The organism is Streptomyces mobaraensis, assembly GCF_020099395.1.
Lineage (GTDB): Bacteria > Actinomycetota > Actinomycetes > Streptomycetales > Streptomycetaceae > Streptomyces.
This window is the reverse complement of the sequence record NZ_CP083590.1, coordinates 2,046,204-2,060,782: the sequence shown is the minus strand read 5'-3', so window position 1 is coordinate 2,060,782 and position 14,579 is coordinate 2,046,204. Positions and strand designations below refer to the sequence as shown.

At 73.4% G+C, this 14,579-nt stretch carries 14 protein-coding genes; 11 read left to right on the top strand and 3 right to left on the bottom strand.

Annotation, left to right across the window (positions count from 1 at the left end; translation table 11 throughout):
• The first annotated feature begins 21 nt into the window (after window positions 1–21).
• The 8 genes from K7I03_RS08500 (at window position 22) to K7I03_RS08465 (ending at window position 10,101) form a co-directional block, all read left to right on the top strand.
• Window positions 22–720: a response regulator gene (locus K7I03_RS08500; protein WP_185946114.1), complete on the top strand. Its 699-nt coding sequence runs from the start codon at window positions 22–24 to the stop codon at window positions 718–720.
• A 130-nt stretch (window positions 721–850) separates the two neighbouring features.
• Window positions 851–2,785 (top strand): acyl-CoA dehydrogenase family protein, encoded by a 1,935-nt coding sequence (locus K7I03_RS08495; RefSeq protein WP_185946113.1) that lies wholly within the window; start codon window positions 851–853, stop codon window positions 2,783–2,785.
• Window positions 2,786–2,861: 76 nt separating this feature from the next.
• Window positions 2,862–4,142, top strand: a complete 1,281-nt coding sequence (gene dxr / locus K7I03_RS08490; RefSeq protein ID WP_185946112.1) for a 1-deoxy-D-xylulose-5-phosphate reductoisomerase — start codon at window positions 2,862–2,864, stop codon at window positions 4,140–4,142.
• Entirely contained in the window at window positions 4,139–5,440 is a 1,302-nt protein-coding gene (locus K7I03_RS08485) for a M50 family metallopeptidase (protein ID WP_185946111.1), read from the top strand. Before dxr ends, K7I03_RS08485 begins: the two co-directional genes overlap by 4 nt.
• 177 nt (window positions 5,441–5,617) lie before the next feature.
• Complete coding sequence (ispG, locus tag K7I03_RS08480) at window positions 5,618–6,775, top strand: flavodoxin-dependent (E)-4-hydroxy-3-methylbut-2-enyl-diphosphate synthase (protein WP_224346955.1); 1,158 nt, start codon at window positions 5,618–5,620, stop codon at window positions 6,773–6,775.
• 129 nt (window positions 6,776–6,904) lie between these two features.
• A complete protein-coding gene (locus K7I03_RS08475; protein ID WP_185945993.1) occupies window positions 6,905–7,750 on the top strand; it encodes a GNAT family N-acetyltransferase in 846 nt (281 codons plus the stop codon).
• A 54-nt stretch (window positions 7,751–7,804) separates the two neighbouring features.
• The gene (locus tag K7I03_RS08470) at window positions 7,805–8,338 is read left to right on the top strand and encodes a GNAT family N-acetyltransferase (protein WP_185945992.1); all 534 of its coding nucleotides are present in this window, start codon (window positions 7,805–7,807) and stop codon (window positions 8,336–8,338) included.
• Window positions 8,339–8,394: 56 nt separating this feature from the next.
• Window positions 8,395–10,101 (top strand): proline--tRNA ligase, encoded by a 1,707-nt coding sequence (locus tag K7I03_RS08465; protein ID WP_185945991.1) that lies wholly within the window; start codon window positions 8,395–8,397, stop codon window positions 10,099–10,101.
• A gap of 193 nt (window positions 10,102–10,294) precedes the next feature.
• Here the strand turns inward: K7I03_RS08465 and K7I03_RS08460 are convergent, their stop codons facing one another.
• The 3 genes from K7I03_RS08460 to K7I03_RS08450 form a co-directional block, all read right to left on the bottom strand.
• Window positions 10,295–11,236 carry an aminoglycoside phosphotransferase family protein gene (locus K7I03_RS08460; RefSeq protein WP_185945990.1) on the bottom strand — a complete coding sequence of 314 codons (942 nt, stop codon included), beginning with the start codon at window positions 11,234–11,236 and terminating at the stop codon, window positions 10,295–10,297.
• Window positions 11,237–11,313: 77 nt separating this feature from the next.
• Window positions 11,314–11,751 (bottom strand): ferritin-like domain-containing protein, encoded by a 438-nt coding sequence (locus tag K7I03_RS08455; protein ID WP_185945989.1) that lies wholly within the window; start codon window positions 11,749–11,751, stop codon window positions 11,314–11,316.
• Entirely contained in the window at window positions 11,748–12,209 is a 462-nt protein-coding gene (locus K7I03_RS08450; RefSeq protein ID WP_185945988.1) for a hypothetical protein, read from the bottom strand. Before K7I03_RS08450 ends, K7I03_RS08455 begins: the two co-directional genes overlap by 4 nt.
• 197 nt (window positions 12,210–12,406) lie before the next feature.
• Here K7I03_RS08450 and rimP point away from each other — a divergent pair, with 197 nt between their 5' ends.
• The 3 genes from rimP (at window position 12,407) to K7I03_RS08435 (ending at window position 14,450) form a co-directional block, all read left to right on the top strand.
• Window positions 12,407–12,940 carry a ribosome maturation factor RimP gene (gene rimP / locus K7I03_RS08445; RefSeq protein ID WP_185945987.1) on the top strand — a complete coding sequence of 178 codons (534 nt, stop codon included), beginning with the start codon at window positions 12,407–12,409 and terminating at the stop codon, window positions 12,938–12,940.
• A gap of 2 nt (window positions 12,941–12,942) precedes the next feature.
• Window positions 12,943–13,935, top strand: coding sequence for a transcription termination factor NusA (nusA, locus tag K7I03_RS08440; RefSeq protein ID WP_185945986.1), 993 nt, complete (start codon window positions 12,943–12,945; stop codon window positions 13,933–13,935).
• A gap of 236 nt (window positions 13,936–14,171) precedes the next feature.
• Window positions 14,172–14,450: a YlxR family protein gene (locus tag K7I03_RS08435; protein ID WP_185945985.1), complete on the top strand. Its 279-nt coding sequence runs from the start codon at window positions 14,172–14,174 to the stop codon at window positions 14,448–14,450.
• The last annotated feature ends 129 nt before the right edge of the window (window positions 14,451–14,579 follow it).

The window sequence follows — 14,579 nt, the reverse complement described above, 5'->3', positions numbered from 1 at the left end:
CCGGCGGGGGCGGGACGGATCATGACCGGCGAGCACGGCGGCGGTACCGGCATACGCGTCCTCGTCGTCGACGACCAGGTCCTCATCCGGGCCGGGGTCGCGGCCCTGCTGCGCGCGGCCCCCGGCGTGACCGTGGCGGCCGAGGCCGTCGACGGGCAGGAGGCCGTCGACCTGGCCGTCGCCCACCACCCGGACGTCGTCCTCATGGACATCCGGATGCCCGGCCTCAGCGGCATCGCCGCCACCGAGCGCATCCTCGCCGCCGGCCTCGTCCCCGCGCCCAGGATCCTCGTCCTCACCACCTTCGACCTCGACGAGTACGTCTACGCCGCGCTGCGCGCCGGTGCCTCCGGCTTCCTGCTCAAGGACGCCGGGCCGCAGCGGCTGCTGGCCGCCGTCACCGCCGTGGCGGGCGGGGACACCCTCTTCTCGCCCAGCGTCACCCGCCGCCTCGTCGAGGCGTTCACCCGGCCGCGGTCCGCCCCCGAACCGCCGCGGAGCGAGGTCCTCGAGGTGCTCACCGGCCGCGAACGGGAGGTGCTGCGCCACACCGGGCGCGGCCTGTCCAACGGCGAGATCGCCACCGAGCTCGTCATCAGCGAGGCCACCGTCAAGACCCACCTCAACCGCGCCATGGCCAAACTCGGCCTCTGCAGCCGCGCCCAGGCCGTGGTCGTCGCCTACGAGAGCGGCCTCGTGAAGCCCGGCACACCGCGCTGACGGCCGCCCGGCCCGGCCGGAATCCCGCGCGCGGTCTGGTAGACACCCCGCGAATCGGGTACATACGGACCGGTAGCACCGGTCGGTATCGACCGTGACAACCGCGACGACTGAAGCGGCGAGGTGCCCCATGACCGCACCATCCGTACGGCCGGTCTCCGAGCGCGAAGCCCGCCGGGTCGCCGAGGCGGCCCGCGAGCAGGGCTGGCAGAAGCCCAGCTTCGCCAAGGAACTCTTCCTCGGCAGGTTCCGGCTCGACCTGATCCACCCGTACCCGGCGCCCGCGCCGGAGGACGTGCGGCGCGGCGAGGAGTTCCTCGCCCGGCTGCGCGCGTTCTGCGAGACGGGCATCGACAGCGCCCGCATCGAACGCGAGGCGCGCATCCCCGACGAGACGGTCGCGGGCCTCAGGGAGCTCGGCGCCTTCGGGATGAAGATCGACGTCCGGTACGGCGGCCTCGGCCTCACCCAGGTGTACTACAACAAGGCCCTGATGCTGGTCGGCTCGGTCAGCCCGGTCGTCGGCGCGCTGCTCTCGGCCCACCAGTCCATCGGCGTCCCGCAGCCGCTGAAGCTCTTCGGCACCCAGGAGCAGAAGGACGCGTTCCTGCCGCGCTGCGCCCGCCACGACATCTCGGCGTTCCTGCTCACCGAGCCGGACGTCGGCTCGGACCCGGCCCGGCTGGCCACCACCGCCGTGCCCGACGGCGACGACTACGTCCTCGACGGCGTCAAGCTCTGGACCACCAACGGCGTCGTCGCCGACCTGCTGGTCGTCATGGCCCGGGTGCCGAAGAGCGAGGGCCACAAGGGCGGGATCACCGCCTTCGTCGTGGAGACGGCGGCCGAGGGCGTCACCGTCGAGCACCGCAACGCCTTCATGGGCCTGCGCGGCATCGAGAACGGCGTCACCCGCTTCCACGGGGTCCGGGTGCCGGCGGCGCACCGCATCGGACCCGAGGGCGCCGGCCTGAAGATCGCGCTGACCACGCTGAACACCGGACGGCTGTCCATCCCGGCGATGTGCGTCGGCGCCGGCAAGTGGTGTCTGAAGATCGCCCGCGAGTGGTCCGCCGCCCGCGAGCAGTGGGGGAAGTCCATCGCCCGCCACGAGGCCGTCGGCGCGAAGATCTCGTTCATCGCCGCCACCACCTTCGCCCTGGAGGCGATCGTCGACCTCTCCGGCCAGATGGCCGACGAGGACCGCAACGACATCCGCATCGAGGCCGCCCTCGCCAAGCTCTACGGCAGCGAGATGGGCTGGCGGATGACGGACGAACTGGTCCAGATCCGCGGCGGCCGGGGCTACGAGACCGCCGCCTCCCTCGCCGCCCGCGGCGAGCGCGCCGTCCCCGCCGAGCAGATGCTCCGCGACATGCGCATCAACCGGATCTTCGAGGGCTCCACCGAGATCATGCACCTGCTGATCGCCCGGGAGGCCGTGGACGCCCACCTGTCGGTCGCCGGCGACCTCATCGACCCGGAGAAGACCCTGGGCGACAAGGCGCGGGCCGGCGCCCGGGCCGGCGGCTTCTACGCCCGCTGGCTGCCCAAGCTCGTCGCCGGCCCGGGCCAGCTGCCGACCAGCTACGCCGAGTTCCACCCGGCCGGCCACACGGATCTCTCCGGGCACCTGCGCTACGTCGAACGCGCCTCGCGCCGGCTCGCGCGCTCCACCTTCTACGCCATGTCCCGCTGGCAGGGACGGCTGGAGACGAAGCAGGGGTTCCTGGGACGCGTGGTGGACATCGGGGCCGAGCTCTTCGCCATGAGCGCGGCCTGCGTCCGGGCCGAGAAGCTGCGCACCGAGGGGGCGCACGGCCGGGAGGCGTACGGGCTCGCGGACGCCTTCTGCCGGCAGGCGCGGATCCGCGCCGACGAGCTCTTCGCCCGGCTGTGGACCAACACCGACGCCCTCGACCGCTCGGTGGTGAACGCGGTGACGGCCGGGGCCTGCACCTGGCTGGAGGACGGCATCCTCGACCCGAGTGACGACGGCCCCTGGATCGCCGACGCCACCCCGGGCCCGGCCAAGTACGACAACGTGCACCGGCCGGTCCCCTGATCCCCGAGCCCCTCCGGTCCGCCGGGACCGGAGGGGGCCTGGGTGCCCGCACCGCGCCAGCCCCCACAATGGGGGGATGACCGACTCCCTCGCTGACCCGCATCTGCGCTACTCCGCCCCCACGCACCGGAGCGGTGGCCCGCGCGAGATCGTGATCCTCGGTTCGACCGGTTCGATCGGGACCCAGGCCATCGACCTCGTGCTGCGCAACCCCGACCGGTTCACGGTGACGGCCCTGTCCGCCGCCGGCGGCCGGGTCGAGCTGCTCGCCGAGCAGGCGCACCGGCTGGACGTACGGGCGGTGGCCGTGGCGCGGGAGGAGGCGGCTCCGGCGCTGCGGGCGGCGCTGGCCGCGCGGTACGGCGCCCGGCCGCTGCCGGAGGTGCTGGCGGGCCCGGACGCGGCCACCGAGCTGGCCCGGAGCGAGTGCCACACGGTGCTCAACGGCATCACGGGTTCGATCGGTCTGGCGCCGACGCTGGCGGCCCTGGAGGCCGGCCGGTCGCTGGCGCTGGCGAACAAGGAGTCGCTGATCGTCGGCGGCCCGCTGGTCAAGGCCGTCGCCAAGCCCGGGCAGATCGTGCCGGTGGACTCCGAGCACGCGGCGCTGTTCCAGGCGCTGCTGGGCGGTGCCCGCAGCGAGGTCCGCAAGCTGGTGGTGACGGCCTCCGGCGGTCCGTTCCGCGGCCGTACCAAGGAGCAGCTGGCCGCCGTCACCCCCGCCGACGCCCTGGCGCACCCCACCTGGGCGATGGGCCCGGTCATCACGATCAACTCCGCGACACTGGTCAACAAGGGGCTGGAGGTGATCGAGGCCCACCTGCTCTACGACATCCCCTTCGACCGCATCGAGGTCGTCGTCCACCCCCAGTCGTATGTGCACTCCATGGTCGAGTTCACCGACGGCTCCACGCTCGCCCAGGCCACCCCGCCGGACATGCGCGGCCCGATCGCCATCGGCCTCGGCTGGCCCGAGCGGGTGCCCGACGCCGCCCCGGCCTTCGACTGGTCGAAGGCGTCCACCTGGGAGTTCTTCCCGCTGGACGAGGAGGCGTTCCCCTCCGTCGCGCTCGCCCGGCACGTGGGTTCCCTGGGCGGCACGGCCCCGGCGGTGTTCAACGCCGCGAACGAGGAGTGCGTCGACGCGTTCCTCTCCGGCGGCCTGCCGTTCAATGGCATCGTGGACACCGTCGCCGAGGTCGTGGCGGAGCACGGCACCCCCGACCGGGGAACCCTCCTCACGGTCCCGGACGTCCTGCAGGCGGAGACCTGGGCCCGTGCCCGGGCCCGCGAACTGGTGGCGCGTACGGCAACCGCGGTCCGTACGGCCGGAGCGACCTCGGAGGCCCGCGCATGACCCTTCTGATGACGGTCCTCGGGATAGTCGTCTTCGTGGTGGGCCTGCTGTTCTCCATCGCCTGGCACGAGCTGGGCCACCTCTCGACCGCCAAGATGTTCGGCATCCGGGTGCCGCAGTACATGGTCGGCTTCGGCCCGACGATCCTCTCCAGGAAGAAGGGCGACACCGAGTACGGCATCAAGGCGATCCCGCTCGGCGGCTACATCCGCATGATCGGCATGTTCCCGCCCGGCGAGGACGGCAAGATCGCGGCCCGGTCCACGTCCCCTTGGCGCGGCATGATCGAGGACGCCCGGTCGGCCGCGTTCGAGGAGCTCCAGCCGGGCGACGAGAGCCGGCTGTTCTACACGCGCAAGCCCTGGAAGCGCGTGATCGTGATGTTCGCCGGGCCGTTCATGAACCTGATCCTGGCCGTCGTGCTCTTCCTCGGCGTGCTGATGACCTTCGGCGTCCGCACCGAGACGACGCAGGTCGGCTCGGTCCAGGACTGCGTCGTCAAGGCGTCCAGCGCCACCGACACCTGTCCCAAGGACGCCCCGAAGTCCCCGGCCAACGCGGCCGGCCTGCGGGCCAAGGACAAGATCGTCGCGTTCAACGGGCACCCGACGCCCGACTGGAAGTCGATCCAGAAGGACATCCGGAAGACCACCGGACCGGCGACGATCACCGTCGAGCGCGACGGCAAGCGCCTCGACCTGCACGCCAACCTGATCGAGAACCAGGTCCAGAAGTACGACGGCGACGGCAACCCCGTCCGCGGCGAGTACATCACCGCCGGCTTCCTCGGCTTCGCGCCCGCCAGCGGCATCGTCCAGCAGTCCTTCGGCCAGTCGGTCGACCGGATGGGCGACATGGTCCAGTCCGGCGTCGAGTCCCTGGTCGCCCTGCCCGGCAAGATCCCCGACCTCTGGAACGCGGCCTTCGACGGCGGCGAGCGCAAGGCCGACTCCCCGATGGGCGTCGTCGGCGCGGCCCGGGTCGGCGGCGAGGTGTTCACCCTTGACATCCCGCCGTCCCAGCAGATCGCGCTGATGCTGACCCTGGTGGCCGGCTTCAACCTCTCGCTGTTCCTCTTCAACATGCTGCCGCTGCTGCCCCTGGACGGCGGGCACATCGCCGGCGCCCTCTGGGAGTCGGTGCGCCGGATGTTCGCCAAGGTGTTCCGCCGCCCGGACCCCGGCCCCTTCGACGTGGCCAAGCTGATGCCGGTCGCCTACGTCGTCGCGGGTATCTTCATCTGCTTCACCCTGCTCGTCCTCGTGGCCGATGTGGTGAATCCGGTGCGCCTGACGTGAGGGGGCGGGGGTTCGCCCCCCGCCCCGCGCCCCCCGCGCGCGGAACGTGTCCCGCCACCGCTTGTTCGTGCGGTGTTCGGGGCGGGATGTGCTTCCGGGGAGGCGCTTGCCGTAATCTCGGAGACCGGAGCCCGCCGATCTCGGGACCATGATTCAGACCTTGGGGTTGCTCGCCAGATGACCGCGATTTCGCTGGGAATGCCGTCCGTTCCGACCAAGCTCGCCGACCGCCGCGTCAGCCGCAAGATCCAGGTCGGATCCGTGGCCGTGGGCGGGGACGCCCCGGTGTCGGTGCAGTCGATGACGACGACGCGGACGTCGGACATCGGTGCGACGCTCCAGCAGATCGCGGAGCTGACGGCGTCGGGCTGCCAGATCGTGCGGGTGGCGTGCCCGACGCAGGATGACGCGGACGCGTTGAAGGTGATCGCGGCGAAGTCGCAGATCCCGGTGATCGCGGACATCCACTTCCAGCCGAAGTACGTGTTCGCGGCGATCGACGCGGGCTGTGCGGCGGTGCGGGTGAACCCGGGCAACATCAAGCAGTTCGACGACAAGGTCAAGGAGATCGCCAAGGCGGCCTCCGAGGCCGGCACCCCGATCCGCATCGGGGTGAACGCCGGGTCGCTCGACCGCCGTCTGCTCCAGAAGTACGGCAAGGCCACGCCCGAGGCGCTGGTGGAGTCGGCGCTGTGGGAGGCGTCGCTGTTCGAGGAGCACGGCTTCCGCGACATCAAGATCTCCGTCAAGCACAACGACCCCGTCGTCATGGTCAACGCCTACCGGCAGCTCGCCGCCCAGTGCGACTACCCGCTGCACCTGGGCGTCACCGAGGCCGGTCCCGCCTTCCAGGGCACGATCAAGTCGGCGGTGGCGTTCGGTGCGCTGCTGGCGGAGGGCATCGGCGACACCATCCGCGTCTCGCTGTCGGCGCCGCCGGCGGAGGAGGTCAAGGTCGGCATCCAGATCCTGGAGTCGCTCAACCTGCGCCAGCGCCGGCTGGAGATCGTCTCGTGCCCGTCGTGCGGGCGGGCGCAGGTGGACGTCTACAAGCTGGCGGACGAGGTGACCGCGGGTCTGGAGGGCATGGAGGTGCCGCTGCGCGTGGCGGTGATGGGCTGTGTGGTCAACGGTCCGGGTGAGGCGCGCGAGGCGGACCTGGGTGTGGCGTCCGGCAACGGCAAGGGGCAGATCTTCGTGAAGGGCGAGGTCATCAAGACCGTCCCCGAGTCGAAGATCGTCGAGACCCTCATCGAAGAGGCCATGAAGATCGCCGCCCAGATGGAGAAGGACGGCGTCGCCTCCGGCGAGCCCGAGGTCAGCGTCGCCGGCTGACGTACGCGACCCCGCGGCGGGAGGCCCGTCGTCCTCCCGCCGGGACGGGGTAGGCGCCGGACCGGAGAGGTAAAGTGCCAGGAATCTGTTTTCCCGGCCCCCGGCCGCGACGGTGAGGCAACCGCACACGTGTTGACGACGACCACGACCAAGGTCCTGGAACCCGGCGACCTCGACGCCGCCCTCGCGGTACTCGACCGCGACCCCGTCGCCAACGCCTTCGTCGCCGCCCGCGTGCAGGTCGCCGGCCTCGACCCCTGGCGGCTCGGCGGCGAGATGTGGGGCTGGTACGTCCTCGGGCGCTTGGAGGCGCTCTGCTACGCCGGCGCCAACCTCGTCCCCATCTGCGCCGGGCCCGAGGCCGTCCGCGCTTTCGCCGACCGCGCCCGCCGGGCCGGCCGCCGCTGCTCCTCCATCGTCGGCCCCGCCGAGTCCACCGCCGCCCTCTGGTCGCTGCTGGAGCCGCACTGGGGCCCGGCCCGTGAGGTCCGCGCCCACCAGCCGCTCATGGTCACCCGCTCGATGCCCGCCGACGTCGACCCCGACCCGCTGGTCCGCCGCGTCCGCAAGGACGAGATGGAGCTGATCCTCCCGGCCTGCGTCGCCATGTTCACCGAGGAGGTCGGCGTCTCACCGCTGGCCGGCGACGGCGGGCTCCTCTACCAGGCGCGCGTGGCCGAACTGGTGGGCTCCGGCCGCTCGTTCGCTCGGATAGAGGACGGCAAGGTCGTCTTCAAGGCCGAGATCGGCGCCGCCACCGCCCGCGCCTGCCAGATCCAGGGCGTCTGGGTCGCCCCCGAACACCGGGGCCGCGGGCTGTCCGTGACCGGCATGGCCGCCGTCCTGGACCACGCCCTCCGCGAGGTCGCCCCGGTGGTCAGCCTCTACGTCAACGACTACAACGCCGCCGCGCGCGCCGCCTACCGCCGGGTCGGCTTCCGGGAGACCGGCGCCTTCATGAGCGTCCTCTTCTGATCCACCGCCTCCCGCGCCCGGCGGGAAGACCGGCCGGCCGGGTAGCCTCCCCGCATGGATGACATCGTGGTCGGCCCGCTGGACCTCGCCGCGCGGGTCGACGACGCGCTGGCCGTGCAGGCCGTGGCCTTCGGACTCACCGCCGAGGAGGTCGGCGTCCGGCGCCACATCGTGCTCCGCCACCTCACCAGCCCCGGCGCCCGCGCCCTCGGCGCGACGACACCGGGCGGCCGGCTCGTCGGCTTCGTCTACGGCATGCCCAACGACCGCGGGCACTGGTGGTCCACCGTCGTCGAGCCGTACCTGCGGGCCACGGGGACGGAGGAGTGGCTGGACGACGCCTTCGTCATCACCGAACTGCACGTCCACCCCGCCTTCCAGAACCGGCGGATCGGCCGGGCGCTCATCACCGCGCTCACGGCGGACGCGGCGGAACCGCGCTCGATCCTCTCCGCCATCGACGTCGAGAGCCCGGCCCGCGCGCTCTACCGCAAGCTCGGCTACCGGGACCTGGCCCGGCAGGTGGTCTTCCCCAGCGCCGTCAGCCCGTACGTGGTGATGGGCGCGGAACTGCCGCTGCTCGGCTGACGGACCGGCCCGGAAAACCCGGTGAACTCCGCCCGGCCCACCGCTACCCTCCGGGCATGTCACCCGTACAGCGCCCCCTGCGTCTCTCCCAGCTGATGCTCAGAACCCTGCGCGACGACCCGGCCGACGCCGAGACGCCGGGCCACCGGCTGCTGGTCCGCGCCGGCTACGTCCGCCGGAGCTCCGCCGGGGTGTGGACGTGGCTGCCGCTCGGCAAGAAGGTGCTCGACAACGTCGCCCGGGTGGTGCGCGAGGAGATGGACGCCATCGGCGGCCAGGAGGTCCTGCTGCCCGCCCTGCTGCCCCGGGAGCCCTACGAGGCCAGCGGCCGCTGGACGGAGTACGGCGAACTCCTCTTCCGGCTCCGCGACCGCAAGGGTGCCGAGTACCTGCTCGGTCCCACGCACGAGGAGGTCTTCACCCTCACCGCCAAGGACCAGTGCGCGTCCTACAAGGATCTCCCGGTCACCCTCTACCAGATCCAGAACAAGTACCGGGACGAGGCCCGGCCGCGCTCCGGGGTGCTGCGCGGGCGCGAGTTCCTGATGAAGGACGCCTACTCCTTCGACCTCGACGACGAGGGGCTCGCGGAGTCCTACCGCCGCCACCGCGAGGCGTACCTGCGGATCTTCGAGCGCCTCGGGCTCGACCACCGCGTGGTCTCCGCCGTGTCCGGCGCCATGGGCGGCTCCGCCTCGGAGGAGTTCCTGGCCCCGGCCGACGCGGGGGAGGACACCTTCGCCGACTGCCCGGACTGCGGCTACGCCGCCAACACGGAGGCCGTCACCACGGCCGTCGGTCCCGCCGACCCCACCGGTCACGGGCCGCTGGAGGAACTGGACACCCCCGACACCCCCACCATCGACACCCTCGCCGCCCTCCTGGACGTGCCCGCCTCGGCGGTGCTCAAGAACGTCCTCGTCAAGGTCGACGGCGAGATCGTCGCCATCGGCGTACCCGGCGACCGCGAGGTCGACCTCGGCCGGGTCGCCGAACGGCTGGCCCCCGCCGAGGTGGAGCTCGTCACCGCCGACGACTTCGCCTCCCACCCCGACCTGGTGCGCGGCTACGTCGGCCCGCAGAAGCTGCCCGTCCCGTACTGGGCCGACCCCCGGGTGGCGCCCGGCACGGCCTGGATCACCGGCGCCAACCGGCCCGGCACCCACGCGCGGAACGTCGTCTGCGGCCGGGACTTCACCGTCGACCGGTACCTCGACGCCGTCGTCGTCGAACCCGGCGACCCCTGCCCGCGCTGCGGCACCGGCCTCCGGCTGGGACGGGCCATCGAGATCGGCCACATCTTCCAACTGGGCCGCAAATACGCGGACGTCTTCGGCTTCGACGTCCTCGGCCCCGAGGGCAAGCCGGTCCGCGTCACCATGGGGTGCTACGGCATCGGCGTCTCCCGCGCCGTCGCCGCCCTCGCCGAGCAGACCCACGACGGACGCGGCCTGTGCTGGTCCCGCGAGATCGCCCCCGCCGACGTCCACATCGTCGTCGCCGGCAAGGCCGTTCAGGCGGAACTGGCCGACGCCCTCACCGCCCGGCTGTCCGACGCGGGCGTCCGCGTCCTGCTCGACGACCGCGCGGGCGTCTCGGCGGGCGTCAAGTTCGCCGACGCCGAACTGCTCGGCGTCCCCACACTGCTGACGGTCGGCCGCGGCGCGCCGGACGGCCGGGTGGAGCTCAAGGACCGGCGCACGGGGGAGCGGGAGGAGCTGTCCGCGGACGCGGCGGTCGAGCGGATCCGGGCCCTGCGGTAGGGGGTTCGGGGCTGGTACGGCGTCCTGGCGTCGCGCTGCCCGGCGGCCGCGGACGTGTGGTGAACGGGTCCCGGTGCGGCGCCGGGGCCTTCCGAGGCCCGACGTCAGGGCATCCGGCGGGCCCGTCCGGTCCCCGGCGCTGGTCCGGTGGCGCGGGCGCCGCTCCCCGCCGTGCGGAGCTCCCGGGCCGCCCTTACAGCAACGCCGCGAACTCCAGCAGGAGTTCGGCCGCCTTCGGGTTGCCGGCCGCCCGCTCCCGTACCCCGTCCGCCACCGCGCGGAACAGGGTCCAGCCGCGCAGCCGTTCCGCGTCCACCTCCAGGGCGTCCGCGAGGCGGGCCGCGCGGCGGCGGAGGATCGCCGGGGCGCCGGGGGAGGCGAGGAGGGTGTCGGCGCGGTCGCGGACCATGCGGGCCAGGTCGTAGGCGCGTTCGCCGGTCAGCGGGCGGGGGCCCACCGCCAGCCAGGGCAGCCGCTCGCCGGCCAGGACCTTCCCCTGGTGGTAGGCGCCGTGCAGCAGGCTCGGCGGCTCGCCGTCCGGGCCCGGTGCCAGCGCGTCCCGCAGCTCCAGGGCCTCGTCGACGAGGGGCCGGGCGTCCGCCGCCCAGGATTCGTCCCGCCGGGCGCGCAGGGCGTCGGCGAGGCCGGCCGTGTGGCCGGCCACCGAGGGGACCGCCGTGCCGCCGGGCGGCGCGACCCACAGCCGCTGGAGCGTCGCCGACGCCTCCAACTGCGCCTTGGCCTCCGCGAGCGAGCGCAGGCCGACGTCCGGGTGCAGCCGCTCCAGCAGCAGCGCGCCCGCCTCCGGGGCGGCCGCCAGGACCCGGACCGCGCCCAGCCCGCCCCAGTGCTCCAGCGCGGCGTGCTCGGCCGCCGCCGCGTCGCCGGGCGGCAGGAGCTTGAGCGCCGCCGGGGTGCCGTCGGACCGGTGCGCCAGGACCACCAGGCCCGTCCGCCCGCCCGGCGCCTGCACCCGTTCGGGTGTCAGCTCCCAGCGGTCCAGCCACTCCCGGGCCGTCGCCGGGAGCCCGGCCAGCCAGTGGCGGGCGGCCTCCGCGCGGGCGGGGTCGGGGTCGGAGCCCAGGGCGTGAACCAGCCGTTCCGGCGGTTCGAGGCGGTCGTTCGCATGGCCCATCCCTGTGCTGTCCCTTTCGTCCGTGCGGTCCCTGCCGGTGGGGCGTCCGTGCCGGCGGCGCCGGCCGGGGGCGGGGGCTACGCGCCGTCCGGGGCCCGGCCGACGAGCCCAGGGAAGGCTACGCTGCCGCCCCGCCAGCGCGTTCCCCGCACCGCCGCCTCGCGCAGCGCCGCCGCGGCCTCCCCGCGCAGCGCGCCGTCCGCCGCCGCGACCAGGTCGGCGTAGACGGCCGCCACCCGGCTCTCCAGCTCCGCCGCCAGCCGCACCGCGGCGGACACGTCGGGCACCGGGAACGGCAGCGCGTACGCGGCGTCGGCGGCGGCCGGGGCGCCGCCCAGGTCGCGGACGGTACGCCGTATCCCGTCCCGCCGGGCGCGGTGCGCCTCGTACGCCTCACGGGCCTCCTGGGCCCGCTCCTCCCCGGCACGCGCGCCGACGACCCCGTACCCGTAGACCGCCGCGTGCTCGGCGGCCAGGGCCGCCTGTGCCGCCGTCAGCACGGCCGGATCCGTCATGCGTCCGCTCCCAGCAGGTAGGCGTGGGCCGCGCCGGACGCGGCCACGGAGGCCAGCAGCCGGGCGAGTTCGGGCGGGGCCGCGGCGAGGGCCGCGGTGTGGCCGTCGGCGGTACGGCGCTCGGCGGCGGCGAGCGCGGCGAGCGCCTCGTCGGGGTCGTCGGGGACGGCGGGCGGGGGTGCCGGGGACGAAGGAGCGGCGCCGAACGCCCGGGCGTGGCGGGCGGTTTCGGCCCGCAGCGGGGCCAGCCGGGGCGCCAGGCCGGCGTGCGCGGCGAGCGTCGCGTCGTAGCGGGCCAGCAGGGCCGCCGCGTTCCGGCCGGCCTCGGCGCGGGTCCGGCCGTCGGCACGGTCGTCGTCCCCGCCGCCGGCGCAGCCGGTGAGCAGGAGCGCCGTCGCGCCCGTCAGCAGCGCGCGTCTGCGGGGGCCGCGGGCCCGCGCCGTCGTCGTGAACGCCACGTTCCACTTCCTGCCGGTGGTCGTCGGGGCACCGTCGCGGGACCAGGGGTCGTGATCACCGTTCGTGAGCGTACCGGCGCCCGGCGGGTGTCCCGCGGACGAAGGCACCGAATCGTCAGCCGGGTGCCGGAACGGATAGGCTTTGACCTGACACGCGACTTTCCCACAACAGCACACGCGGCCGAGGAGTCACCCGGATGAGCACCACCCAGAGCGAGCGGCTCCGCGAGCTGCTCGCCCCTCTCGTCAGCGCACGGGAGCTGGATCTGGAAGAGGTCGACGTGACGCCGGCCGGCAAACGGCGTGTGCTGCGCATCGTGGTGGATTCCGACGACGGCGTCCAGCTGGACGAGTGCGCCGAGCTGAGCCGGGAGATCTCGGCCAAGCTCGACGAGAGCGACGTCATGGGCGGCGCCCCGTACGTCCTGGAGGTCACCTCCCCCGGCGCCGACCGCCCCCTCACCGAGCACCGGCACTACGTCCGGGCCACCGGCCGGCTGATCAAGGCCCAGCTCACCGCGGGCGGTGAACTGGTCGCGCGGATCATCGCCGTGGACGACGAGGGACTGGACATGGAAGTGCCGGGCGTGAAGGGGCGCAAGCCCACCGCCCGGCGGCTCGCCTTCGACGAGATCGCGAAGGCCCGCGTGGAGATCGAGTTCAACCGACCGTCCGGTGCGGGGGCCGCCCAGGCCGAAGCGGAAACCGACGAGAATCAAGAGGAGGCGTAGCCGTGGACATCGACATGAGTGCCCTGCGGGGCCTGGTGCGAGAGAAGGAGATCTCCTTCGACCTGCTGGTCGAGGCGATCGAGTCGGCCCTCCTCATCGCGTACCACCGCACCGAGGGAAGCCGCCGCCGGGCCCGTGTGGAGCTGGACCGGTCCAGCGGCCACGTCACGGTCTGGGCCAAGGAGGACCCGCAGGACCTCGCCGAGGGCGAGGAGCCGCGCGAGTTCGACGACACCCCGTCCGGCTTCGGCCGGATCGCCGCGACCACCGCCAAGCAGGTCATCCTCCAGCGTCTGCGCGACGCCGAGGACGAGATCACTTTCGGTGAGTTCGCGGGCCGGGAGGGCGACGTCGTCGCCGGTGTCGTCCAGCAGGGCAAGGACCCCAAGAACGTCCTGGTCGACATCGGCAAGCTGGAGGCCATCCTGCCGGTGCAGGAGCAGGTCCCCGGCGAGGACTACACGCACGGCACCCGGCTGCGCACCTATGTGGTGCGGGTGGCCAAGGGTGTCCGCGGCCCGTCCGTGACGCTCTCCCGGACCCACCCCAACCTGGTGAAGAAGCTCTTCGCCATGGAGGTCCCGGAGATCGCCGACGGTTCGGTGGAGATCGCGGCCATCGCCCGCGAGGCCGGCCACCGCACCAAGATCGCCGTCCGTTCGACCCGCTCCGGGCTGAACGCCAAGGGCGCCTGCATCGGCCCGATGGGCGGCCGCGTCCGCGCGGTGATGGCGGAGCTCAACGGCGAGAAGATCGACATCGTCGACTGGTCGGACGACCCGGCGGAGCTCGTGGCCCACGCGCTGTCGCCCGCCCGGGTGAGCAAGGTCGAGGTCGTGGACCTCGCCGCCCGCTCGGCCCGGGTGACCGTGCCGGACTACCAGCTGTCGCTCGCCATCGGCAAGGAGGGGCAGAACGCCCGCCTGGCCGCGCGGCTCACCGGCTGGCGGATCGACATCCGGCCGGACACCGAGCAGCAGGACAAGCCGGAGTAAGCGCCTGCGCCGAGCGCCGGCGGGCGGAAGCACTCGGGGGCGCGCGGCGAAGAGCCGGCGCCGGTACCGCGGTGCCGTGCCCCCGGCGCTCGTCGCCGCCGTCCGCCGTCGCGGTGGCGGAAATCCACCGCGGACCGGACGCGGATCCGACGAGAATCCGCCACGAGTCAAAAAGCATACGTAGCCGATCTGTGCCCCAAAGGGGTGAGCTCGGCTCGGGGAGGTAGACTTAACCAGTGTCTGGCCGGACGCATGCCCGCGCATGCCCTCAGCGCACCTGTGTGGGGTGCCGGGAGCGAGCGGCCAAGGGCGATCTGTTGCGGATCGTGCTGACCGAGGGCGCCTGCGTCCCCGATCCGCGCGGTACGCTGCCCGGCCGGGGTGCCTCCGTGCACCCCACACTGGTCTGTCTCGACCTGGCGGTCCGCCGCCGGGCGTTCCCCCGGGCCTTCAAAAGCCCGGGACCGCTGGACACCGCGGAACTGCGCCGTCACATCGAGACGATCGGGCGGTAAGAAGAGTTGGACCCCGCATCAGCGGGGATGTCCCAGGCACGGGTACCCGGTACCCGTGCGGTCAGGTACCTCGCGATTTGGAAGTAGGTCGAGATTGCGATGAGCACTCGATGAGTACGCGATGAGTAC

Coding starts and splice junctions, on each gene's coding strand:
- K7I03_RS08470 (WP_185945992.1), top strand. CDS start 7,805: ATGGATGACATCGTGGTCGGCCCGCTGGACCTCGCCGCGCGGGTCGAC.
- ispG (WP_224346955.1), top strand. CDS start 5,618: ATGACCGCGATTTCGCTGGGAATGCCGTCCGTTCCGACCAAGCTCGCC.
- K7I03_RS08500 (WP_185946114.1), top strand. CDS start 22: ATGACCGGCGAGCACGGCGGCGGTACCGGCATACGCGTCCTCGTCGTC.
- dxr (WP_185946112.1), top strand. CDS start 2,862: ATGACCGACTCCCTCGCTGACCCGCATCTGCGCTACTCCGCCCCCACG.
- rimP (WP_185945987.1), top strand. CDS start 12,407: ATGAGCACCACCCAGAGCGAGCGGCTCCGCGAGCTGCTCGCCCCTCTC.
- K7I03_RS08495 (WP_185946113.1), top strand. CDS start 851: ATGACCGCACCATCCGTACGGCCGGTCTCCGAGCGCGAAGCCCGCCGG.
- K7I03_RS08465 (WP_185945991.1), top strand. CDS start 8,395: ATGTCACCCGTACAGCGCCCCCTGCGTCTCTCCCAGCTGATGCTCAGA.
- K7I03_RS08485 (WP_185946111.1), top strand. CDS start 4,139: ATGACCCTTCTGATGACGGTCCTCGGGATAGTCGTCTTCGTGGTGGGC.
- K7I03_RS08460 (WP_185945990.1), bottom strand. CDS start 11,236: ATGGGCCATGCGAACGACCGCCTCGAACCGCCGGAACGGCTGGTTCAC.
- K7I03_RS08455 (WP_185945989.1), bottom strand. CDS start 11,751: ATGACGGATCCGGCCGTGCTGACGGCGGCACAGGCGGCCCTGGCCGCC.